Origin of the sequence: Nesterenkonia halotolerans (assembly GCF_014874065.1) — a bacterium.
In the GTDB taxonomy this organism is placed as follows: Bacteria; Actinomycetota; Actinomycetes; order Actinomycetales; family Micrococcaceae; genus Nesterenkonia; species Nesterenkonia halotolerans.
Map to the genome: position 1 here is coordinate 1,300,698 of NZ_JADBEE010000001.1, position 21,125 is coordinate 1,321,822.

20 protein-coding genes and 1 riboswitch are annotated in these 21,125 nt (G+C 61.1%); of the genes, 10 read left to right on the plus strand and 10 right to left on the minus strand.

All coding sequences use genetic code 11. From position 1 onward, the window contains the following. Window positions 1-152 precede the first annotated feature (152 nt). A riboswitch (guanidine-III (ykkC-III) riboswitch) is annotated at window positions 153-217 on the plus strand. Window positions 218-238: 21 nt separating this feature from the next. Further along, complete coding sequence (locus H4W26_RS05965) at window positions 239-733, plus strand: small multi-drug export protein (protein ID WP_192591187.1); 495 nt, start codon at window positions 239-241, stop codon at window positions 731-733. 103 nt (window positions 734-836) lie between these two features. On the opposite strand, the gene H4W26_RS05970 is transcribed toward H4W26_RS05965, so the two are convergent. The 5 genes from H4W26_RS05970 to H4W26_RS14130 all read right to left on the minus strand — a co-directional run bounded on the left by H4W26_RS05970 (window position 837) and on the right by H4W26_RS14130 (window position 5,684). Continuing rightward, complete coding sequence (locus H4W26_RS05970; protein WP_192591188.1) at window positions 837-1,490, minus strand: pyroglutamyl-peptidase I; 654 nt, start codon at window positions 1,488-1,490, stop codon at window positions 837-839. A gap of 745 nt (window positions 1,491-2,235) precedes the next feature. Continuing rightward, window positions 2,236-3,021, minus strand: a complete 786-nt coding sequence (locus tag H4W26_RS05975; protein WP_192591189.1) for an SDR family oxidoreductase — start codon at window positions 3,019-3,021, stop codon at window positions 2,236-2,238. Between the two features lie 75 nt (window positions 3,022-3,096). Then, window positions 3,097-3,702 carry a TetR/AcrR family transcriptional regulator gene (locus H4W26_RS05980; protein WP_192591190.1) on the minus strand — a complete coding sequence of 202 codons (606 nt, stop codon included), beginning with the start codon at window positions 3,700-3,702 and terminating at the stop codon, window positions 3,097-3,099. A gap of 127 nt (window positions 3,703-3,829) precedes the next feature. Continuing rightward, entirely contained in the window at window positions 3,830-4,552 is a 723-nt protein-coding gene (locus tag H4W26_RS05985) for an AAA family ATPase (RefSeq protein ID WP_192591191.1), read from the minus strand. Between the two features lie 511 nt (window positions 4,553-5,063). Then, the gene (locus tag H4W26_RS14130; protein WP_404821823.1) at window positions 5,064-5,684 is read right to left on the minus strand and encodes a GNAT family N-acetyltransferase; all 621 of its coding nucleotides are present in this window, start codon (window positions 5,682-5,684) and stop codon (window positions 5,064-5,066) included. An 82-nt stretch (window positions 5,685-5,766) separates the two neighbouring features. Here H4W26_RS14130 and H4W26_RS05995 point away from each other — a divergent pair, with 82 nt between their 5' ends. Then, window positions 5,767-6,348 (plus strand): recombinase family protein, encoded by a 582-nt coding sequence (locus tag H4W26_RS05995; RefSeq protein ID WP_318779785.1) that lies wholly within the window; start codon window positions 5,767-5,769, stop codon window positions 6,346-6,348. 220 nt (window positions 6,349-6,568) lie between these two features. Continuing rightward, the gene (locus H4W26_RS06000) at window positions 6,569-7,189 is read left to right on the plus strand and encodes a Pr6Pr family membrane protein (protein ID WP_192591193.1); all 621 of its coding nucleotides are present in this window, start codon (window positions 6,569-6,571) and stop codon (window positions 7,187-7,189) included. On the opposite strand, the gene H4W26_RS06005 is transcribed toward H4W26_RS06000, so the two are convergent. From H4W26_RS06005 to H4W26_RS06015, 3 genes are all read right to left on the minus strand, one after another. Then, a complete protein-coding gene (locus H4W26_RS06005; RefSeq protein ID WP_192591194.1) occupies window positions 7,186-8,508 on the minus strand; it encodes a carboxypeptidase-like regulatory domain-containing protein in 1,323 nt (440 codons plus the stop codon). The two genes, H4W26_RS06000 and H4W26_RS06005, sit on opposite strands and share 4 nt — an antisense overlap. A gap of 834 nt (window positions 8,509-9,342) precedes the next feature. Next, window positions 9,343-9,876 carry a large conductance mechanosensitive channel protein MscL gene (mscL, locus tag H4W26_RS06010; RefSeq protein WP_192591195.1) on the minus strand — a complete coding sequence of 178 codons (534 nt, stop codon included), beginning with the start codon at window positions 9,874-9,876 and terminating at the stop codon, window positions 9,343-9,345. Between the two features lie 487 nt (window positions 9,877-10,363). Next, window positions 10,364-11,131, minus strand: a complete 768-nt coding sequence (locus tag H4W26_RS06015) for a DeoR/GlpR family DNA-binding transcription regulator (protein ID WP_225939613.1) — start codon at window positions 11,129-11,131, stop codon at window positions 10,364-10,366. Window positions 11,132-11,269: 138 nt separating this feature from the next. Here H4W26_RS06015 and H4W26_RS06020 point away from each other — a divergent pair, with 138 nt between their 5' ends. The 7 genes from H4W26_RS06020 (at window position 11,270) to H4W26_RS06050 (ending at window position 19,268) form a co-directional block, all read left to right on the plus strand. After that, on the plus strand, window positions 11,270-12,565 hold the full coding sequence (locus tag H4W26_RS06020; RefSeq protein WP_192591197.1) for a homoserine dehydrogenase: 1,296 nt from the start codon (window positions 11,270-11,272) through the stop codon (window positions 12,563-12,565). Window positions 12,566-12,642: 77 nt separating this feature from the next. Further along, on the plus strand, window positions 12,643-14,010 hold the full coding sequence (locus H4W26_RS06025) for a GntP family permease (RefSeq protein WP_192591198.1): 1,368 nt from the start codon (window positions 12,643-12,645) through the stop codon (window positions 14,008-14,010). Between the two features lie 11 nt (window positions 14,011-14,021). Next, window positions 14,022-15,269, plus strand: coding sequence for a 3-oxo-tetronate kinase (otnK, locus tag H4W26_RS06030; protein WP_192591199.1), 1,248 nt, complete (start codon window positions 14,022-14,024; stop codon window positions 15,267-15,269). After that, window positions 15,266-15,904, plus strand: coding sequence for a class II aldolase/adducin family protein (locus H4W26_RS14135; protein ID WP_192591200.1), 639 nt, complete (start codon window positions 15,266-15,268; stop codon window positions 15,902-15,904). The genes otnK and H4W26_RS14135 overlap by 4 nt, the downstream gene beginning before the upstream one ends. Window positions 15,905-16,564: 660 nt before the next feature. Then, window positions 16,565-17,020, plus strand: coding sequence for a class F sortase (locus H4W26_RS13720; RefSeq protein WP_225939614.1), 456 nt, complete (start codon window positions 16,565-16,567; stop codon window positions 17,018-17,020). Window positions 17,021-17,269: 249 nt separating this feature from the next. Further along, window positions 17,270-18,091 carry a hypothetical protein gene (locus tag H4W26_RS06045; protein WP_192591202.1) on the plus strand — a complete coding sequence of 274 codons (822 nt, stop codon included), beginning with the start codon at window positions 17,270-17,272 and terminating at the stop codon, window positions 18,089-18,091. Window positions 18,092-18,809: 718 nt separating this feature from the next. After that, window positions 18,810-19,268 carry a cytochrome b5 domain-containing protein gene (locus H4W26_RS06050; protein WP_192591203.1) on the plus strand — a complete coding sequence of 153 codons (459 nt, stop codon included), beginning with the start codon at window positions 18,810-18,812 and terminating at the stop codon, window positions 19,266-19,268. 110 nt (window positions 19,269-19,378) lie between these two features. Here H4W26_RS06050 and H4W26_RS06055 read toward each other — a convergent pair whose 3' ends face one another. Continuing rightward, window positions 19,379-20,542, minus strand: coding sequence for a flagellar hook protein FlgE (locus tag H4W26_RS06055; protein WP_192591204.1), 1,164 nt, complete (start codon window positions 20,540-20,542; stop codon window positions 19,379-19,381). 84 nt (window positions 20,543-20,626) lie between these two features. After that, the gene (locus tag H4W26_RS06060; RefSeq protein WP_192591205.1) at window positions 20,627-21,106 is read right to left on the minus strand and encodes a flagellar hook assembly protein FlgD; all 480 of its coding nucleotides are present in this window, start codon (window positions 21,104-21,106) and stop codon (window positions 20,627-20,629) included. Window positions 21,107-21,125 lie beyond the last annotated feature (19 nt).

Below are 21,125 nucleotides of genomic sequence, written 5' to 3' on the forward strand. Positions count from 1 at the left end.
TCGACACTTCCACCTCAGCCGGACCATCACCAGCGATTCACCGGCTGCGGGGCCGATTCGGTGGGAATCCATACGCGCCGCTCAGGATTCACCCAGAAACCCCGTCCGAGAACGACGCGAAGGGGCAGAGAATCGGCGTGCTACCTTGGCGATTAGGGCCCGGTGAGTGGGTCCGCGGACGAGGGAGCAGTACCCGCACCACGACAAGACTGCCAATGAAAGGCAACGGTGACTTGTCGTGAGTACCGCGCACTGGTGGGGCCTGCTGACTATGTTCCTCGGCGGGGCGCTGCCCTGGCTAGAAGCTGTGGTGGTGATCCCTGGTGGCATCCTCGCTGGTCTTCCCGCAGGACCGGTGGTCATCGCCGCGACGACCGGGAATCTTCTGACGATCGGCATCGCCGCGTGGTGTGGCGAGCAGATCCGGGGCTGGCTTACCCGGCGGCGTGCGTCCCGCGACGCGAAGAAACTCGATGAAGAGACACTGGCCCGGAAGGAAGTTCAGCGCGCCAAGCGCCAACGTCGAGTTCAACGGGTCATGGACCGGGGCGGCATGCCAGCCCTCGCCGTGATGGGTCCGATCATTGGTACCCAGTTCATCGCGGTGGCTGTTGTGGCGATGGGCATCTCCGCGACACGGTCATTCCTCTGGGTCAGTGCGGGGACCGTAGCGTGGGCACTAGTCGTCGCGGTGGCTACAGTCGGTGGATTCGAAGCCCTCGGCGGAGGATGAAATATGGATACGTGCGCACGCTAGCCGATCGCCGACCGGGTGCAGCTTGCCGAGGGGCGGGACTCCCTCACGAGGTGCTGTGACTTCTCCTCTCGATGCTGAGTCACCAGGCGACCGCTGTCCCACCCGGGGTGCGGTGATCGGCCTGCGGATCAGAGAGGGTCTCAATGCACAGGCGAATCGCCTCTGTGAGGTCCTCCTGCCGCCAGCCGGGAACCTGGCTGTGCTTGATGGCCAGGTCATAGGAGGCTGGAATATGGATGAATCCACAAGGAGCCTCGTTGCGCCCACGGCGTCTGAGGCTGTCCAGACCGCGGTACATCACATGGTTGCAGAGATACAGCCCCGCGGTGTTGGAGATCTCGGCCGGCAACTGAGCTCGGTTGAGCCTCTCGACCATCACCGCGAGAGGCAGCCGACTGAAAATACCATCAGGGCCGTCCTCGGCGATTTTCTCCCCGTGAGGCGTATATCCGGTGTTGTCCACCGGCCCGTCGTTGGCGTTGACGGCGATGCGCTCAGGGGTGATCTTGTGACGACCTGCCGCCAGCCCCAACGAGATCACTGCGTCCGGGTCCAAGGCAGTGATCGCTTGCTCGAGCTGCTCCCCGCTGTGGGCATAGTCCACCGGCAGTAGACGAGATGCCACCGTGTAGTCACCGATGGTTCGTCCCTCTAGTTCCTCAATGATGAGCTGGGTCGGGTTGGACGAGTAGTTCAGGAACGGCTCGAAGCCGGTCAGTAGCAAAGTACGCACGGTTCTCATTCCTCTTATGCCTCGATGCTGAGACTGAGACGATGATGCCCCGCCGGTGGCTAGGACACTGACGGGGCATCACCTATTCAGAGATCCCCAATGAGGTAGGGACATCGGTGGGACGCAGGGGGCATACCTCACCGACCGGTCGATCATAGGTGCTCCAGGCCACATGACGAAACCCCGCCGACCTGATGCGAATCGGCGGGGCTCCTGCTCATTGATGTTCCCTTGTCAAGGAACGGACCTGATGCGAAAGGACAAGAACCAGGTCGTGGCTCCTACGATAGGTCATCGGATCGAAAAGGTGTTGGACCGGCCTGGCTTTCCGGGGGGGGGACACCAGGCCGGCAAGGATCATCGTCTCAGGAGGGACGGACACGAACAAGGCCCCGCCGACCGGTAGGTGGATCGACGGGGCCTCATACACGTTCTAACACCCATGTGCAGGAGAAGGAACAACCCTGCACACAATCCTCACCCTACGAGTGATCTCCGGGGTAGCGAAAACCAGACAGACAGGAACCGGGTACAAGGCGGGAGACCCGTCGCGCGGCACGAGCTGATGGCCGCTAATGCGTCCGGCGGTAATGGGGCCTGTGGTTGCGTCCGCTCCTCACTCCACCCCTTGCCGGTTAGCAGAGGGTCTTGTCTGGTTCAGCGGTGACCGCAAAGGGACGGTCTATCGGTCACTTGAGCAGGTGCGGTGGAGTCCCCCTTCCCGCTGTTCAGTAGCAAGAGCGGTTTAGACGAGCTCGGGACGACGGATGCTCTCTGCCCCGCCATCAATGAAAATTATTTGCCCGGTGACGTGCGTGTTTTCCTCACTCGCCAGCCAGGAAAGCAACGCAGCAGGAGCAGCAGGCGGGGCAGCAGGACCATTGAGCGGGGACGGCGCCCCCTCATCCAGAGCCGCGCGACCTTCCTCACTTTCAAGCGCAGCAAGGGTCATCGGAGTCTCAATCACACCAGGAGCAATCGCGTTGAGCGCGATTCCCGCACCGGCCCACTCTGCAGTCTTCGCGTGCTCACGAACCCACTGCGAGATCGCCAGCTTCGTGGTCGTGTAGATCGGGCTGCTCCCGGCAGCGTTGGTCTCGGTGCCGATGCGAGTCGCCTCTTTCAAAGCCGCTGCCTCATCATTGGCGCGTAGTTGCCTCAGTAGACCCTCGTCAGTCTCTTCAAGAGCGGCAAGTGAGGCCACCACGACGGCCCGCGGTGCGGCGGACTTTTCCAAGAGCGGCCGAAGGCCTTCTAGAGTCGCGACAGCGCCGAAATAGTTCACCCCGACCGTCACCGGGCTTGCGGCGACTAGACCCGCCACGGCAATCACTCCGTCGACGGTTCCGCCGGTGCGTTCTTGTACCTGTGTGACCAGGGCGGTGCGGCCTTCTTGGGTGCTGAGGTCTGCGGTGACGTCGGCGTCGCGGAGATCGACCCCGATGACGTCATGGCCTTGATCACGGAGTCGTTTGGTAGTGGCTTTCCCGATTCCTGAGGCGGATCCGGTGACAACATAGGTCCTGCTCATGGTGTTCTCCTTATCTTCCTTGGTGAACGCACCTGCTGGCGCGTGGTCCTCGTCCTGGTGGGCGAAAAGTGATTCTCAGCTCGACTCTGTGAGCCAGGGCGGCATCGCCGATACAAGACGATCTGCGAGTACGTGATGATCGGATCCCCAGTCGTGTCCCTCGTCGCGAAGCCACGTCGTCAAGACGGCGAGAACACCGCCTGCGACGAAGCGAGCCGCATCACCTGGATCGAGGTCCGCCGGCAAAATAGGTGGGTCCACAGCGATGACGGCCAAAACTTGGTCTGCGTACGCCTCGATGACTGTTTCGTGAACTCGTGATGTGAGTTTCCAGTCGAGTGATGCTCGGTAAAATGGTCGCCGCCCAGCGATGTGCTGAACCAACCGCCGCGAGGAGGCTTGGGCGAGGTCGCGTCTAGTGGCTCGGTTGTTTTGACGAGCAGTGATGTCCTCGTGCCCGATGTCGCGAAAAGCATCGACGAGCATCGACACCGCTAGGGCGTCCAAGTCCGCGAATTGGGCGTAGAAAGACGTGCGACTGACTCCCGCCTCGGTCGCGATCGCGTTGACTGTGATCTCAGCGCCATCGACAGTCACGAGCCGTCGAACGGCCGCATAGATGGCCGCACGAGTGCGCGCGGGCCGAGGATCAACCACTCGGGTGTTGGAGGTCACAGACATGCGGACACTCTACTCTTTCTGAACACCTGTCAGTAAAGCTACGGCAGGAAGCCGTCAAAGTGCACGCAAGCCGATCCCTCAGCGTACAGATGAGGTTGTCAGATGAGGCACGGGGGCGGTGATTCAGCTAGAGGTGTCTCAGGTAGCGCTCGGGCGAAGCGAGGAAAGCTTGCCAGCTCGTGACCAGGTCGAGATCCCCCCACTGTCGAGGACGCAGACCCCAACTGCCCACTTCGAGGATCTGAGCATTTGGCAAGGCAGCCAGTAGCGGTGAGTGCGTCGAAAGGATCACCTGGGAATCCCCCGCCGCCACGCGTTCTTTCAACACGCTGAGCAACGCCAGGCAACCAGAGAAGGACAGTGCTGATTCTGGCTCATCGAGGACCCACAGACCCGAACCGCGAAATCGATCACCCACGAGTTCGAGGAACGATTCGCCGTGCGACATCTCGTGAAAAGGAACGTCCGCCCGGCTCGTGCTGGGGTTCAACTCGAGGTAGGTATAGAAGCTATGCATGGTTTCGGCTCTGAGGAAGTATCCGCGTCGGGTAGCGCCGGCGTTGCGGACCACGTGGAGGTGATCCGCGAGTACCGACTCTGTAGAACGCGTGGTGTGCTGGGCTCCGGTCGAGCCTCCCTCGGCAGAGAGCCCGTAGGCTAACGCGATTGCCTCGATGATGGTCGACTTACCGGACCCGTTCTCACCCACCAGAACCGTAGCTAAGCCAAGATCCAGTCCGTGATCAAGGATCGTCGCAACAGGCGCCAAAGTCGCCGGCCAACTCTGCCGATCAAGTGTGTTGGACGGATTCTCGGTGAGTCTTCGGATGGGGAACCGTTCGAAGGCCATGCGGCCAGTGTGCCAGCCACAGCACTGAACTGGGCCCCGCAAGGGGATGGTTATGCGGTCACCTGACCTACTAACCTTGCCCCATGGATTCAACAGCGCTCATGGTCATCATCATCAGTGTCGCGGGTATGGCTATGGTGATCGCCTCTATGTCGTACCAACGACGCAAGTAGTCCCTTGATGAGGGACCCTGACAGTGCACTTCTCATCGCGATCGAGCGTAGGCGCTAAAGATCCGCGTTCATTCAGCGGTGATTCGACTGGACCAAAGGGGCTCGGGCGGCATCACGGAAGTACAACACAACCCCTGCGACGAAGAATGCGATGCCAGCTGTGGCTCCGAGAACGCCAAGCGTGCCGAGAAGAATCGATCCAGTTGCGCCAAGCAGCGCAGAAAGACCGAAAATGAGCAGGGCCATACCTACAGATCCGTATGTAGCGGCTTTAGCTCTCATAGCTTCAGCCTAAATGATGCTGCTCCTGGACCAGCAGGAAGACCGGGAACGGTCCCTTACCGCGCGGCATGCACTGCGCTGGAACGAGACGGCAAACGCGTGTCAATCCAGAACCGAAGCTCACCCTCCTCGTTAACTCCATCCGCGACTCCCCCGCACCGATCAACAACAGTGAGCGACGCGGCGTTATCCGGCGCGACAGTAAGTAATGCGTGGCGGATATCGAGAGCTGCGCACCGGCCCAGTGCTTCCCGCAGCATTCGAGTTGCGTAGCCTTGCCGTTGCCACGGGTAAACAACGTGGTATCCGATATGGCCGCCGCCTTCGTCTTCACTCAGCTCATGCCGAATGACGAGAGATCCTATGTAGTACTCGTTTGAGGTGTACCAAAAGAGTTCTGACGGTACGCCCCATCTCTCCCGGACGCCTACTCTTTTGGCTACGAAGGCATCGAAGTCGCGACTGGCTGCGGTCAACCACGAAGTATCCGAATCCCGGTGCAACATGTCGGCCTGTTCGCCGATGAGGTAAGAGGTCCTCACCGAAACGGACGGCTGGCACAGCGTAGGCGGAACTGGTAGCTCAATCATGGAGCTAAACGCTACCCGGAACGTCGTTGCGGGGTGCCCGTAAGCCGGTCGTTCACCGGGCACTCCCGCACCCCAAAACCACTTCATATAGATACTGGGCTGACGGTGCACGTATACCCCGCCCGATTAAAGGCCCGGTGAAGGCCCCTTATCTGCAACACTGGGATCCGTGACTGAACTGAAGATCGGATACGCCCGGGTTTCGACTACCGGGCAGGACCTCACCGCCCAACGCGAAGGACTCATCGCCCTCGGCGTGGACGCCGATCAGGTCTATGTCGATCACGGACTCACCGGCACCAACCGAACCCGACCCGGGCTCCGAGAGGCTCTCGCCGCTGTCCGCTCAGGAGACACCCTCGTCGTGACAAAACTCGACCGCCTCGCACGATCTCTCCCCGATGCGCGCAACATCGCCGATGAACTCACCACCAAAGGGGTGACGCTGAGCATAGGGGGCAGCCTCTACGACCCCAACGACGCAGTGGGTCGACTGCTCTTCAACGTCCTCGGCATGGTGGCCGAGTTTGAAGCCGACCTCATTCGAGCGCGAACTCGAGAAGGAATGGCCATCGCCAAATCGAAAGGGCGGCTCCGCGGCAAGCAACCCAAGCTATCCCCCTCGAAACGCAAGCATCTCCTGTCCACTCACAAGGCTGGGACTCATACACAGACCGAATTGGCCGAGCTCTTCGACGTCTCTCGCGCGACGATCTACAGGGAACTTCAACGTGCCTACCCAGAGCCGTGACACCGTCACATGCCTTCGTCGAAAACACCGCCCTCTCTCTTGAGTTTCCCTTCGACCCGGACCGTGCTTCGAAATAGTGACTCGCGGAACGAGATGATGGCAGAAAGCGCCGCACCAACAAGCGAGGGCCCCCGTGAACCCAGTTAGACCCCACAGTCCCGACCATGAAGAGCGAGGAGCACGACATATCGCTCGAACCGCCATCCGGTTCCTCGCAGCCATGGGGGTCTTCGCCGCTGTCACTGCGACTTTCTTTGACACGGCGTCTCGGAGCGCGATCAACCCGTTCAACTTCTTTGGCTTCTTCACCATGCAGAGCAACATCCTCTTAGCTGCATTACTCCTGATCACCGCAGCACAAGAACTCACCAGGCGAAGTCGCCGCCCATCATGGATAGTCCCTGCCCGTGCCGCTGCCACGACCTACATGCTGATCGTGGGAATCGTGTACAACACTCTCCTCGATGGACTCGCTGGCGGTGTGGATCTCGGATGGGCGAACGCCGTCCTCCACATCGTCTTCCCGCTTTACGCACTGGCCGACTGGATTCTCTTCAACGACCGTTACCAACTGCCCATGCAACTGGTGTGGCTGATGCTGATATACCCACTGACCTGGTGTGCCGTGGTCCTCATCCGAGGAGCTACCGATGGCTGGGTCCCCTACCCATTCCTAGACCCCGCCACTGGGTACGTCTCCGTCACCACCTATGTTGTCGCGATTGCCACCACGATCGCTGTATTCGGCATGTTCGTGATCTGGATAAGCCGGTTCCACCGTCCTCTGCGGAGACCACAGCGGACCACCAGGGATGGCACAAGCGACCGCGGGCATCTCTAATACGACGACTGGCGACGGATCCAGGTCACAGTCAAAACACCGACGCTTATCAGGACAACCCCCAAGATCACAGGCGCCAAGGCGCTGCTTCCCGTGCGGGCAAGAGGCGACGCGCTGGCGTCTTGACTCCCCTGCGCCGTTTCAGGGCCGATTGATGAGTCAGGACTCTCAGCGGACCCAGCCTCTGAATCTTCCTCCGAGGCGACACTTCCCAGCCCACCAACCGCGCTCGATGCAGAACTGGGTTCATGAGCAGGGATCTTGGCCGGATCTAACGAAGGTTCAGGACTCGGCTCCGGCTCTGGTTCAGGACTCGGCTCCGGCTCTGGTTCAGGACTCGGCTCCGGCTCTGGTTCAGGACTCGGCTCCGGCTCTGGTTCAGGACTCGGCTCCGGCTCTGGTTCAGGACTCGGCTCCGGCTCTGGTTCAGGACTCGGCTCCGGCTCTGGTTCAGGACTCGGCTCCGGCTCTGGTTCAGGACTCGGCTCCGGCTCTGGTTCAGGACTCGGCTCCGGCTCTGGTTCAGGACTCGGCTCCGGCTCTGGTTCAGGACTCGGCTCCGGCTCTGGTTCAGGACTCGGCTCCGGCTCTGGTTCAGGACTCGGCTCCGGCTCTGGTTCAGGACTCGGCTCCGGCTCTGGTTCAGGACTCGGCTCCGGCTCTGGTTCAGGACTCGGCTCCGGCTCTGGTTCAGGACTCGGCTCCGGCTCTGGTTCAGGACTCGGCTCCGGCTCTGGTTCAGGACTCGGCTCCGGCTCTGGTTCAGGACTCGGCTCCGGCTCGACGGTAGCAGCCGAGGCCACGAAATTCTCCAGCCTCACTCGTTGTCCCGGCTCACTGAGCACCACTTCGGCTTGCCCGGGCTCGACTGCGACGAGATCCTCATCGACCTCGACCGAGACCGTCCACTCCCCTAAGGGAAGTTCCTCGAAGGAGTACTCCCCCTCTTCATCGGTCAGCACCTCAATGTCGTCCCCCTGGCCCTGGGCAAGGACCTCAATTTCTTCCACGGCAACGTCATCGGAGACCACGGCCCCTTCTATCGCGGCAGTCTCGTCGGGTACACCAAGGACAAAATCGCGCACTTGCGCGTCATCCTCGGTCAGGTCTACCGGGAATGAATCGGTTCCTGCCTGAGCCAACCCAGCCGGCACTTCCACAGACACCGTGAACCCATCGGAGGCCACCACTTCAGGGAATGAATAGGTCCCGTCCTCGGCAGTCTGTGTCGAGCTCAGTTCCTGGCCGCTGTCGTTGGTGAGATTCACCGTTGCACCGGGAACCGGGCTGTCGTCTTCCAGCACAACGCTCCCAGTCACAGATCGAGACAAACTCGTCACCCAGGTTTGATAGACCGGGAACCCGGCGCGTCGAGTGAAGGTGAAAGTCAGTGACTCAAGCTGTGCGGTGGGTTGAAACCAGGCGGCGGCGCCGGAGGTATCGGCGGCTGCTTCGTTGCCTGTCAGGGTCCTGGTGGCGGGGTCCCAGGAAGGGGCGTCCGTCGCGGAACCCTGGGAACTACAGGGGCCAGCGGCTTCGGGAACGCAGTAGTTGAAACCACCCTGGAAACCCAACTGATCGGCCCCCGCTGCTTCCCCGTCGGCTGTGACGGCGTTGATCGTGACTTCATCAGCATCGATGTCCCCCAGCACAAACGCCCACCCATTCGCGGGGGTCGGGTAATCGAAGGAGTACGTGGTCGTGGAGGGCGCTGTTGCGTTATCGGCGTTTGGACGCAGGTTCAGATATTGCTGACCTCGGCTGGAGCCGTACACCTCCCCGACTGGAGTGCCCGCACCTAGCCACGTGCTCGCCCCACTGATGACTCCAGTGCCGCTGCCTGACCGCGAATCAGTAGCAACATCCGCGGAGGGGAAACCAATCGCGTTGGTTTCTACTGTCGTGGTGTAGGCCCGGGCCTCACCTTCGAATGGGCCCCACTGGCCCCACTGGGTCTCGGTCACTGCAGAGGCTGGGGTAGCCAGGCTGAACAACATCAGCGCGGCAAGGGCAGAGCCGGCAGCTCTGAGTACCTGGGGCTTTTTCACAAACGCATCCTAAAGCGATAGAAGAAGCAGAACGAGAGACTCGGCTTCCGAAAGATCCATGAGCCGATCGCGCTACTCCCGAAGCTCCAGACGTGGCCTGTTCTTCTAGCCTTCCTTACCCCACACGAAGTTCTTGGCTTTGCCGAGGAAGGTCTTGTTCTTCTCCTCCAAGTCCTCGATCCTCGCGAGCGTTTCTGATTCGGCTAGACGTTCCGCTTCGACTGCGGCGGCGAAGGCAGCCGGGTTGACCACTTCGGTCTGCACCCGGAGTTGGTCAAGGATCTGCTTCAACACCACGACGTGGGGGTCCTCTTCTTCGACTGGCCCGCCGAACTTGCGGATACGAGCCTCGATCATCTTGTTCATGGGGAAGATAATGACGAAGTAGATCGCGGCAGCAATGAGCAGGAAGTTCACCACTTGGGTGAGGAGCACACCAAACTGAAGAAGGTTCCCGTTGTAGTTCACGACCGCGAAACTGTCAAAGTCTGGGAACCCGATCAGGCCAGAGATAAACGGCATCAGCACGTTCTCGACCATCGCGTTCACGACTGCCCCGAAAGCGGCCCCCAGAACCACCGCGACCGCGAGATCAACGACGTTGCCCTTCATAAGGAAATCTTTAAACCCCATAAGCATGAGCTGAGCCTAGCGAGCTGTTGCACACTTCTCGAGACCTACTGGGCAGTATCTTGAACTTTTCATTCCTGGCGGGGCTCTCCATCAGACAGGTCACTGACAGTCGAGAAGGCTTCACCCTTCCCCCGTTGTGGTTCCTCTTATCTCCGCCGCCCGCCGAAGACAATGAGAACCAGGACGCAGACCAGGAACATGGCTCCTAGGAAGGCAGACACCTGGGTCAGCCACTCCCACATCTCCGTAAGTCTGCCCACGGCACCACGGTATAACCCCCCCCTGATTGAACACATCAGACCACGAGATGAGTATCCACAGTCTTGAACGATCGACTTCTCACCGGCACGGCCAAGTCGCAACCTGATAGCCCTTGCAGAATCGAACGCCGCTAGGCTCCGAGAACCACGTCGAACCGTTGGCACGAGGTGTCTCAGAAAACTACTGATTAGCGAGACAAACGTGTCGGCGTAGCAGCGCTTCCAACCTTGCCCTAGGTCTCCGTTACGTGAATCTTGACGCCTGCCTCGCTTAGTTGCGCCAACTCCTCACTCGGCATACTGGAATCGGTGATGACTTGGTCGAACAGGTCGAGAGGCGCCACGTTAAACGTTCCGATTAGCCCATACTTCTCCGACCCGGACACAAGAACATTCATGGCAGAGTTCGACATCGCCGCTTGCTTCACCCCGACCTTTGCCTCAGACGGCGTGGTCACCCCACTCGCGGAGTCCCATGAGCTTGTCGACATCAATGCCAGATCGAAATTGAAGTGACCCAACATGCCGGCCGCAAATAGGCCCACAGTGGATCGGTTCCGAACATCGACATGACCTCCGATCTGGAACACGTCAAGTCCGGAAATATCACTGAGTCGCACCGCCGTGGTGAGGTCGTTCGTGACGAGCGTGAGATCTTTCTTTCCCTCCAGGTGCTGTACCACGTGCCCCACGGTGGTGCCAGCATCGAGGAAAACGGTCTGTCCGCTGCGGATCATGGTGGCCGCGTGAGCCGCCATGGCCCGCTTCGCGGCAAGATGGGCCGTGGACTTATCTTGGTAAGTCGGCTCGATCCGGATCGATCGGGAGATTCGGACTCCCCCTGGAACTGAGTGGACCTCCCCCTCCGACTCCAGCGCTGAGATATCTCGCCGCACCGTCATGTGCGAAACCTTCAGGAGACTGCACAGCTCCTTCACGCTCAGCACACCCGAGTCCCTCAATGCACTCAGAAGTGCTTCCCGCCTCTGATCAGGGATCAATAGTCCTCCTCTAGTCTTTTACAGGATACGGCGTGTGAATATTTGAGCGTATATTTGACGCTGGCGTTCCTTTATGGTCATATTCTAGAGGTTCTGAGACGCAAGCCACACATATCACTGAGTAAAGGTTGGTCCCAGGTGAATTCCCACCCGAAGGTTCGTTTCGCTCTCACCGGCGCCGCCGGGGGCTACGCTCGCACGCTGCTGGCTCAAAGCGCTCTATCGAAGCACGTCGAACCAGCGGTCCTGTGCGACCGCGACACCGACAAGGTCTTCGCTCTGTGCCGCGAATTGGGCTACTCCGAGCACCAGCTGCAGATATGCACCCCGTCTGAAGACCTCGAGTCCATCCCCGACGAGACCATCGCGATCGTGCCTGACCTCGAGATGCTCATCAACGCCCAGTATGAAGTCCTTGTAGAAGCAACAGGTAACCCTACAGCTGGAACCCAGGTCGCCCGTGAAGCTTTAGCCCATCAACGCCACGTGGTGATGGTCAGCAAAGAGGTGGAGTCTGTCAGTGGCGTGGAGCTAGCAGAACAGGCCCGATCCCTCGGTGTCGTGTACACCCCCGCCCACGGGGACCAGCCTGCGAATCTCATCGAGTGGTACGAACGAGTCACTGGTTGGGGCCTTGAAGTTGTCGCGTTGGGCAAGTCCGGAGAATATGACCTCATCTACAGCACCTCGAAGGCGACCCTGAGCTATCTGGACCGAGAGATCCCCGCACCGGAGATGGCAGAGCTTCTGGACCTTGGATCCAACGTCCAGGAAACGCTCAACCGGCGTGCCGAACTAGCGACCACGCTGCCGCGAAAAGCAGCAGCCGACTACTGCGAAATGGCTGTGGTCGCGTCGTGGACCGGAACGAGCGCCGATACCGAGTCCATGCACTACCCCATTGCCCGTATTCAGGAACTCGCTGATATTTACTCCACGCGCCTTGAGGGTGGAATCTTGAACGCCCACGGAATAGTCGACGTCTTCAGCGCCCTCCGGGTCGATGGCGAAGCCAGCTTTGCCGGAGGAGTGTTCGTCGTAGTGCGAACCCACGATTCAGGAACTTGGGAGATCCTCCGCGGTAAGGGCCACGTGGTGAGCCGTAGTGGTCGATTTGCATGCCTCTATCTCCCCTATCACCTGATGGGCATCGAAACCGTCGAAACGATCTTCGCCGCTTCGCAGGGTCGCGCTGTGTCCGATCGCATGCCTACCAGTAATGTCCTTTTGGCCGGGAGGGCAGAAACTGACCTCCCCAGCGGCACCGTCCTCCATATGGGAGGCCACCACCACGAGGTGGAGGGGGTGCTTCCCGTTCTACTCAACACCGCGGAGCATCCTGAATCTGCCGCTGCCCCGCTCTACGCTGCAGCTCACAACACTCTGACACGAGACGTCAAGAAGGGCGCACTCATCACGAGCGTCGACTTCTAATCGGACCCCGGGGCACTCCTACCGGAGTCCCTCGAAGGTCACACCTTTTTACTCTCGCCACTTCCGAAGGATTCTCCATGTCCGATGTCTATGTGCTGTCCGTATTTCTCGCAGCCGTAATAGCCCTTGTCTTGCTCATCGCACGACTGAAGGTTCACCCGGTCGCAACTCTGTTCATTGTCGTGGTTGCTCTCGGTCTTGCCCTGGGAATGGGTGGCGCGGAGACTGTCGCCTTAGTCAACGAGGGCTTCGGCAACACGATGGCCAGCGTGGGACTTCTCGTCATCCTGGGCTGCGTGCTGGGGAAGCTGCTTGAACTCAGCGGGGCAGCTCTAAAGATCACTGAAACCGCCCTGAAGCTCTTCTCAGAAAAACGCGTGCCCTGGGCCATCGCCCTAGCGTCATCCCTGATCGGTATCCCGCTGATCGCCGACTCTGCAGTCATCATGCTGATCCCCGTGGTCTCGATGGTCGCAGCACAAACTGGCATCTCCATGATGAAACTGGGCCCCATCCTCTACATAGGGGCATACGTGATGACCTCCGTAGTGCCACCAGGACCAGGACCCCTGGCATCCGCTTCCCTTCTCGGAGTAGGTATCGGAGAGGCCATCCTCTACGGTCTGGCAGTCGGAGTTCCCGGAATTATCGCCGCGACGCTGTATCTACTGACCACCAAGACCCATGTGAATCCGAAGCCAGAGTTCGTCAACGAAGCCGGCGATCTCGAAAGCGCACTTCCGCAGGCCCACAGCGGCACCACGAAAATCGACACCAATAGAATCTCCCTGGCCTCTGCCCTGGCTCCTGTCCTAGCACCCATCGCGCTGATCACGATCTCCGCTTTCGTTTCTCCTTTGCTCCCAGAAGGCAGCGTTGCCTATGAAGTACTCACGTTCATCGGAGCCCCCGTGGTGGCCTTGTTCCTCGGTTGCCTCTTGGTCCTGCCTATGTTTGGCCGCCGCTGGAAAGACAAAGAGACCCTGAACGACATGTTCGAAGGCGGTCTAAGAGTCGCCGCCCTCCCTCTGGCACTGACCGGCGTCGGTGGCGCGCTGGCTTTGCTCATCCGCGAGACCGGTGTGGCGGAAAACGTCGCCACCGGGATTCAGTCGATCGGCATCGCACCCTTGTTGATCCCATTCCTCGTTGCAGCCGCAGTCTGCACAATCACCGGGTCCAACATTCTCGGTGTCATGACAGCAGCAGCCATCATGGAACCACTCATGGACACCCTCGGACTTGCCCCCATCGTGGTGTACCTCTCCTGTGCCACCGGAGCTCAGATCATGAAACACGCCAATAGCTCGGGCTTCTGGGTCACGACCACCTTGTCCAACATGACCGTGGGCCAAGGTATTCGATCCATCGGTGTCGCTTCGCTCATTTCCGGCGTCACCGGTTTCCTCGTACTGAACCTCATGGTTCTCACCGGAGTCGTATGAGAGGCAACACCATGCAACTAGGCGCCATCGCCGATGACCTCACTGGGGCGACCGACCTCGCGATCGCATTGACCAATGCGGGGTTCGCTACCGTTGTCGTTCCCGAAGCCGGGCTCGTGCAGCCCACAAGGGAACAAGACCCATCAACTGCAGATGCGATTGTTGTGGCTCTCAAGACACGCACTTCATCAGTCCAGGATGCGGTCGATCGGTCTCTTCGCGCCCTTCATTGGCTTCAATCCAAGGGGTGTGACCAGTTCTACTTCAAATACTGCTCCACCTTCGACTCGACACCCGCCGGCAACATCGGACCAGTTGCCGACCACCTCCTCGACGCCTTAAATGCGCGGCTGACCATCGTTGCCCCCGCCTTCCCTGCCACAGGTAGAACGGTCTACCAAGGGAACCTCTTCGTCTACGAGAAACCCCTTCACGAAAGTTCCCTGCGTGAACACCCACTGACACCAATGCGAGATTCCAACATCGCACGCCTACTCGCGCCCCAAGTAAGGGAAGACTCGGCGATCGAATTGCTCGATCTCGACACGATCATGCGTGGAACCGAAGCCGTCAAAGCACGGGTCCGCGCAGCTCTCGACGCGGGTACTCGCTACCTCGTCGCCGACTCCGTCAACGAAACAAACCTCAAAACCCTTGCTCAGGCCTGTGGGGACATGCCCTTGATTACCGGCGGATCTGGCCTCGCCCAAGGACTCTCGGGGCCGCACGACTCAGGCGCCGTTGAAGTCACACCGCACAGTGGCAGACGAGTGGTCCTTTGCGGAAGTGCGTCAAGAACCACCCAAGCGCAGATCCGACACGCGCTCGGAACCGGGCGAGGTATCAAGATCGACACCACGCTCTTACGTCGCAACACATCCGCCGCAATTACCGATATTCTCCACAACATCCTCAACGGAGATCCGGACACACTGACGGTGGTTTATGCAACCGCCACCCCGGACGACCTTGTTTCAAGTAACGACGCAGAGCTCATCGAACACTGCCTTTCCTCACTGGCAGTGAAACTCAACCGAGAAGAATCAGTCACGGGGCTCCTCATCGCTGGAGGGGAGACCTCCGGGGCCGTTGTCGATGCCCTCGGCATTACCGCGATGAGCGTTGGACCTCAGTTGGCGCCCGGCGTGGCGTGGGTCCAGGCCCCCAACCCGGAAAATGACGGCCTGGCATTAGTCCTGAAATCCGGAAACTTCGGGACAGAAGACCTCTTCACTCGAGCATGGAGCGAGAAAGTATGAGCACCGCAGAGCTCAGAGATGCTCTTGTCGCAGCAGGCCGACGAGTCGTCGACCTAGGATTAAGTCCCGGCTCTTCGGGAAACCTCTCCATCAAAGACAATGGGAGCTTGTACATGTCCCCTACAGGTGTCCAGCTCGGGGGGCTAGATGCCGATCAGTTATCGGTCATTTCCCCTGCAGGAGAGCAAATTGGGGGGGCCAAAGCATCTAAAGAGCTGCCTCTGCACGCAGCGATGTACCAGAAGGACCCAGCCGCTAGAGCGGTGCTGCATCTGCACTCGCCCCAAGCGACTGCAGCCTCATGTCTGGTACCGCACACCAGCCATTCGGCTCTGCCTGCAGTAACCCCATATTTGGTCATGCGAGTCGGACGGGTGCCTCATGTTCCTTATGCTCCGCCAGGGTCAGTAGATCTTGGGGAACGCATACTCGACGTAACAGGTGCGTTCCATGGCGCACTGCTTGCCAACCATGGACTCATCGTCTCGGGCGAGACCTTCGATCAGGCGATAGACCGGGCCATCGAGATCGAAGAGTCCTGCCGAATCTATCGCGAGCTCTTCGGATTGCCCGCGCAGTGGCTTTCGGATGAACAAGCCAGGCAATTAAGCCATACCTACGGCACTCACTGGTGACCGGAGAGGGCAGTACACGCAAGTGAATCTTGAATCTGCCCTAAAGGCTCTCGTGGCGATCCAAGGTCCCACGGGCAGTGCGACGAAGGTGAGGCCATCTCAACTTGCGCCAGGCCCACTGTGCACGGCTCCGCGATTCTAAGGGGATCAAGACCCACAGTGTCGCCAACCCTGAGCTCCGCGGCGATTTCCACATGGCGCTCAGTCACTGTCGTCTACTGTTCGGATTGCAGGACCAACCACCCGATTTCCTCTGTGAATCCATGAAATGCCTCGGCGTCTTACTAACCGAATGGTTGATGAAGCACGCGGCCCGGGGCGCCCGTGTCGAGAAGGCCTGCCTGTACGCTTTTCCAGACCGAGCTAGTGAAAAGAGTCTCCCCCATGCACCAGCACGCCGATCACGCCGTGTTACACCAGACGATCACCCGCACCGCCCCACGCGGCGCAGGAGTACACCGCGGTCTCGGGATTGCAGCAGCGCTGCTGCTCCTCGTGACCGGCTGCACGGATGCCTCCACGGACGACCCACCCTCGCCCAGCACATCCTCCGCTGAGGACGCCTCACCCTCCGCGGAATCCAGCCCACCATCGGACTCAGCGGACGCCCAGCCCACGCCTTCTGACACTGAGCAGACCGAGGAACCGGAACCCGCCTCCATGGAGGCCTCGGCGCCAATCTCGTTCGCGATTCCCGCTATCGATGCTGGCTCAGAATTGCTGCACCTGGGGCTCCGCGAAAACAACACCCTCGATGTTCCCCCGGGAGCGCCGGGGTCCCCGGCCAGCTGGTACACCGGCTCCCCCACCCCAGGAGAATCTGGTCCTTCGGTGCTTCTTGGGCATGTGGACGACTCCATTGGCGAACCAGGCGTGTTCGCCGACCTGCCTGATCTCGTCGAAGGCGATGAGATCACCGTGGACCGTGAAGACGGCAGCACCGCAGCCTTCATCGTCACGAAAGCCGAGCAATACGGAAAGAATGATTTTCCGACTCTCGAGGTATACGGCAATACGGATCAGGCCGAGCTGCGGTTGATCACTTGTGACGGGTACAACGAAGAAACCGGCGAATACGAAGACAATTACGTTGTCTATGCCGCTCTGGAGGAATAACCCGACGTCAACGGGCTTCCGTGGTCAGCGAGTCGTCGTCTTCGAGCTGGTCGAGGCAAATGGAACTACTCGTGAGTAATCGGGGAAATAGCCGCCACAGCTCATCGCATGGGGTACTGCTACTCGCTAAGAGGTCGAAACGTTCACCGTTTTTCCTACTTTTTTAATGTGCAATGTGGGTTACGCTGTTCAGGTCGCACCCAGGGGCCCCTGAGTGCGTCTACACCCCCTGAGATGAGGAGTACCTCAATGCGTAAGTCCAAGCTTCTTGCTGTTCCGACCCTGGCCCTCGGCGCCATGCTCATGACCGCAGCCCCGGCCATGGCCCACTCCAGTCACGGTGGAGAGACCGACGGCGCCGCCACCTCCGACTCCAGCCAGTCCTGGTCCTTCCAGGCCAACCTGGACCCGCTGAACAACTCCGGCACCGTCGGTGACGTCCTCATCGAGGGCCAGGGCAACCAGGCCACCGTCTACATGACCGTCGACGGCGCGGCCGAGACCTTCATGGACGGACCCTTCCCCCACGCCCAGCACATCCACTTCGGCTCCCAGGGCATCTGCCCGCCAGCCGATGCTGATCAGAACGGCGACGGCGCCGTCAACGTCGAAGAAGGCGCACCCTTCTACGGCGGCATCGGATCCTCGCTGACCATCGAAGGTGACACCTCTGCCGATTCGGCCCTGGCTGTGGAACGATTCCCCGGTGGCAGCAGCTACACCTACGAGCGCAGCCTGGAACTGCCCGATGACGTGGTGGCCTCCATGGTTGACGGCACCGGCGTCGTCGTCGTCCACGGCGTCGACCCCACCGTCCTGAGCGAGGAAGCAGCCAACGCTCAGTCCGAGCTGGACGACTCCCTGCCCCTGGCAGCGACCCTGCCCGCGGCCTGCGGCACCCTGACCGGATCGCAGATGGAAGGCATGCCTGAGGGCGGTGCCGACACCGGCGTCGCGGGCGGCGCCTCCGAAGGCTCCGGGATGGCCATGGCAGCCGGCGGCGGAGCGCTCGCCCTCGGAGCCATCGGTGCGGGCGCGTACTTCATGCGCCGCAACCCCAGCGAGTCCTGAGCCCGAGACCCGCTTCGGCAGGATGAGGCACGCGCCTGAACGGTGGCACCTCGGATTGCTGGAGCATCTTGAGCACGTGAGTATGGCCCCGCAGAACCGTCAGGGTTCTGTGGGGCCATACTCATCTCTAGGTCGACCAAGAGGGCCCGGGCCTGGCCGTGCGTGCGGCGTCCCGAGTGGGATGGAAACCATTCACGATCTCCGTGCCTTCGCATCGGCTCTGCCGGACTGTCCTTTTTCGACCGCTGCTCTGAGACAACGTTGAACGGAGCGAGGACCTGGTCCGTACACCCTGCATGCCTTCTACCTCTGGATTCATTCTCGTGGCGCGGATCTTCTGTGTGATGAACCTGGGTGCCCTCTCGGTGCTCTTTGCTTCAGCGGGGCTCGTCGTCCAAGACTTTCGCGGACTAGATGTCCACGGCTTCGGAGCGATCGGGATCCACGTCACCTCTGGTCTACTCGCCGCGACTTTGGTTCTCCTCGCCTGGTCGAGCAGAACAGGAGCAGTACCGGCGGCCCTGGCAGTATCGATGTGCGGATTCACCTTCTTGCAGGCGTGGTGGGGCAGCGCTGCCACGCTGGTCTTCCATCTCAGCGGGGCATTGGTGCTGAGCGTCCTCTCTACCTGGCTCACCGCATGGGCGTTCTCCTCGCGCCGTCGCGATTCATGCAGAGCCTCAAGGCACCGTCACCCTCACCCTGAAGGAGCATCCGCATGACCACCGCGATACAAGCCGCGCATTGGAAGCGCACCCTGCTGTTCCCCGTCGCGGCCATCGGGGTGCTTCTGCTCTCCGCATGCGGCGCCGACGACAATCAAGGCGAAGACTCCCCGGGAGCCAGCGGCGGCGAGACGGAGGCGCAGACCGAGGACGCAGACACCGGAACAGGGGACGCCGCGACTCAGGAGACCCCACCTGAGGAAGCCGGGGATGCGGAGGCTTTCACCATGGACCAGGTGGAGGAGAACGACTCCGCGGAATCATGCTGGGCGGTCATGAGCGGGACCGTCTATGACCTCAGCGACTGGATCGAAGACCACCCTGGGGGACCAGAACGTATCGAAGGGCTGTGCGGCACCGATGCGTCCGCGGCCTTCGAAGGACAGCATGGCGGTCAAACGGGCCCCGAAGACCAGCTCGCCGAGTTTGAGATCGGAACGCTTGAAGACTGAGGAATCGCCGCTGCACATGCCAGCACCTAGCGAAGCCCTGGTCCGAACCTCAGTTCGGACCAGGGCTTGCCCTTGAGTCAGCTAGGAGTGAGCGCGGGTCTTCCCAAGACTCAGCGCTTGAGGTTGGTCAGCTCCTGCAGCACCTCGTCGCTGGTGGTGATGATGCGCGCGTTGGCCTGGAAGCCGCGCTGGGCCACGATCAGGTTGGTGAACTCCTGCGAGAGGTCCACATTGGACATCTCCAGCATCCCCCCGGCGAGCGTGCCGACTCCTGCGGCTCCCGGCGCCATGAAGTCCAGGGCTCCGGAGTTGGCGGTCACGGTGTAGCCCGAGCTGCCCAGCTTCTCGAGTCCGGCGGGATTGCCCACCTGGCCGAGCATGATCTGCGCGATCGGCTGCTGGGCGCCGTTGCTGAAGCGACCGGTCAGCGTGCCGTCGGCACCCAGGGTGTAGGACTGCAGGACTCCGGCAGCCGTGCCGTTCTGCTCACCGATGGAAGCAGTGTCCAGGCCCGCGTACCCGGTCAGTCCGGTGAGGTCCACGTCCACGCCACCGACGTTGACGTTCCCGCCGTCGAGGGTGCCATCGGCGTTCTGTGTCAGCGCTGTACCTGGCGGGACCCCGGGCCCGGCGACGTTCCAGCCGGTTCCGGTGCGGGTGAAGCTCAGCTGCAGCGTGTCGCTGGAGCCGTCGGCGTTGAAGATCTCCCGGTCCAGAGTCTTCGTGGTGCCCACGGCGGCCTCACTGGGAAGGTTTCCGTCCACGGCGGCACTGGTCGTCTGCGTGCCGGGGGCCGTCAGGCCCACCGGGAGCACGATGTCCTGAAGTGCACCTCCCGCCGGGAGCTGACCGTTCGCGGCCATGCGGCCCTGCACGATCCCACCATCGGGGCTGACCAGGCGGCCCTGCGCATCGAAGTCAAAGGTCCCCGCACGGGAGAGGATCTCCTGGCCACCCTTGCGCAGCACGAAGAAACCGTCACCGGAGATCATCATGTCGGTGGCGCGGCCGGTGGACTGGGCCGAGCCCTGGGTGAAGTTGGTCGCGGTGCCGGCGACCTGCACGCCGAGACCGACCTGCGCCGGGTTGCCACCGCCCATCTCCTCGGCGGCACCTCGGGCGCCCTGAGTCATCTGCGAGAGCGTGTCCTGGAACTGCGTGCTCTGGCTCTTGAAGCCAGACGTGTTCACATTGGCGATGTTGTTGCCGGTGGTGTCCAACATGGTCTGGTGCGAGCGCAGACCCGAGATTCCTGAGTTCAGTGAGCGAAGCATGTGCGTGCCTTTCATTGGGAGCTGGAGCGTGGGGTTGAAGCATGCGAGTTGGAGCGTCAGTAGAGCTGGTCAGCTGGTGGTCGGTCAGTCCTTCGCCCCCGCGGCGGCCACGGCGGCGATGCTGGAGTACGGGTGGGCGGTGCCGTCGATGAGCAGATGGGGCTCGCCGTCACCGAAGGTCACCGAGGTGACGACGCCGGTGACCGCGGGATCAGCGGGAGTCGGGGCCGTGGTCACGATCTGCCCGATGAGCGCAGCGGCCGCCGTGCGCTGCCCCACTCCGAGCGCGCTCTGCTGTGACTGGGCCAGCGCGGAGAGCTGCTCCATGGAGGCCAGCTGCGTGGTCTGCGCGATCATGTCGTTGGTGTCCATGGGCGAGCTGGGATCCTGATTCGTCAGCTGGGTGACCAGCAGCTTCAGGAAGACCTCCCCGTCCATGGTCTGCTTGAGCTCACGCGGCGCCTGGCTCGGATCAGTGCCGGCGCGGCGGGCGGCGTCGATCGACTCGGCCTCGATCGGGGCCGAGCGGCTCTGTTGAGCGGCGTCTATGGGCGTGATCGGCATCTTCTCTCCTGAGGGCAAT

Bases quoted from the DNA above. Each gene is read 5' to 3' on its own strand.
- H4W26_RS05975 (WP_192591189.1), bottom strand. From the start codon at position 3,021: ATGAGCAGGACCTATGTTGTCACCGGATCCGCCTCAGGAATCGGGAAA.
- H4W26_RS05980 (WP_192591190.1), bottom strand. From the start codon at position 3,702: ATGTCTGTGACCTCCAACACCCGAGTGGTTGATCCTCGGCCCGCGCGC.
- H4W26_RS05985 (WP_192591191.1), bottom strand. From the start codon at position 4,552: ATGGCCTTCGAACGGTTCCCCATCCGAAGACTCACCGAGAATCCGTCC.
- H4W26_RS14130 (WP_404821823.1), bottom strand. From the start codon at position 5,684: ATGAAGTGGTTTTGGGGTGCGGGAGTGCCCGGTGAACGACCGGCTTAC.
- H4W26_RS06000 (WP_192591193.1), top strand. From the start codon at position 6,569: ATGGGGGTCTTCGCCGCTGTCACTGCGACTTTCTTTGACACGGCGTCT.
- mscL (WP_192591195.1), bottom strand. From the start codon at position 9,876: ATGCTTATGGGGTTTAAAGATTTCCTTATGAAGGGCAACGTCGTTGAT.
- H4W26_RS06025 (WP_192591198.1), top strand. From the start codon at position 12,643: ATGTCCGATGTCTATGTGCTGTCCGTATTTCTCGCAGCCGTAATAGCC.
- otnK (WP_192591199.1), top strand. From the start codon at position 14,022: ATGCAACTAGGCGCCATCGCCGATGACCTCACTGGGGCGACCGACCTC.
- H4W26_RS14135 (WP_192591200.1), top strand. From the start codon at position 15,266: ATGAGCACCGCAGAGCTCAGAGATGCTCTTGTCGCAGCAGGCCGACGA.
- H4W26_RS13720 (WP_225939614.1), top strand. From the start codon at position 16,565: ATGGAGGCCTCGGCGCCAATCTCGTTCGCGATTCCCGCTATCGATGCT.
- H4W26_RS06045 (WP_192591202.1), top strand. From the start codon at position 17,270: ATGCGTAAGTCCAAGCTTCTTGCTGTTCCGACCCTGGCCCTCGGCGCC.
- H4W26_RS06050 (WP_192591203.1), top strand. From the start codon at position 18,810: ATGACCACCGCGATACAAGCCGCGCATTGGAAGCGCACCCTGCTGTTC.
- H4W26_RS06055 (WP_192591204.1), bottom strand. From the start codon at position 20,542: ATGCTTCGCTCACTGAACTCAGGAATCTCGGGTCTGCGCTCGCACCAG.
- H4W26_RS06060 (WP_192591205.1), bottom strand. From the start codon at position 21,106: ATGCCGATCACGCCCATAGACGCCGCTCAACAGAGCCGCTCGGCCCCG.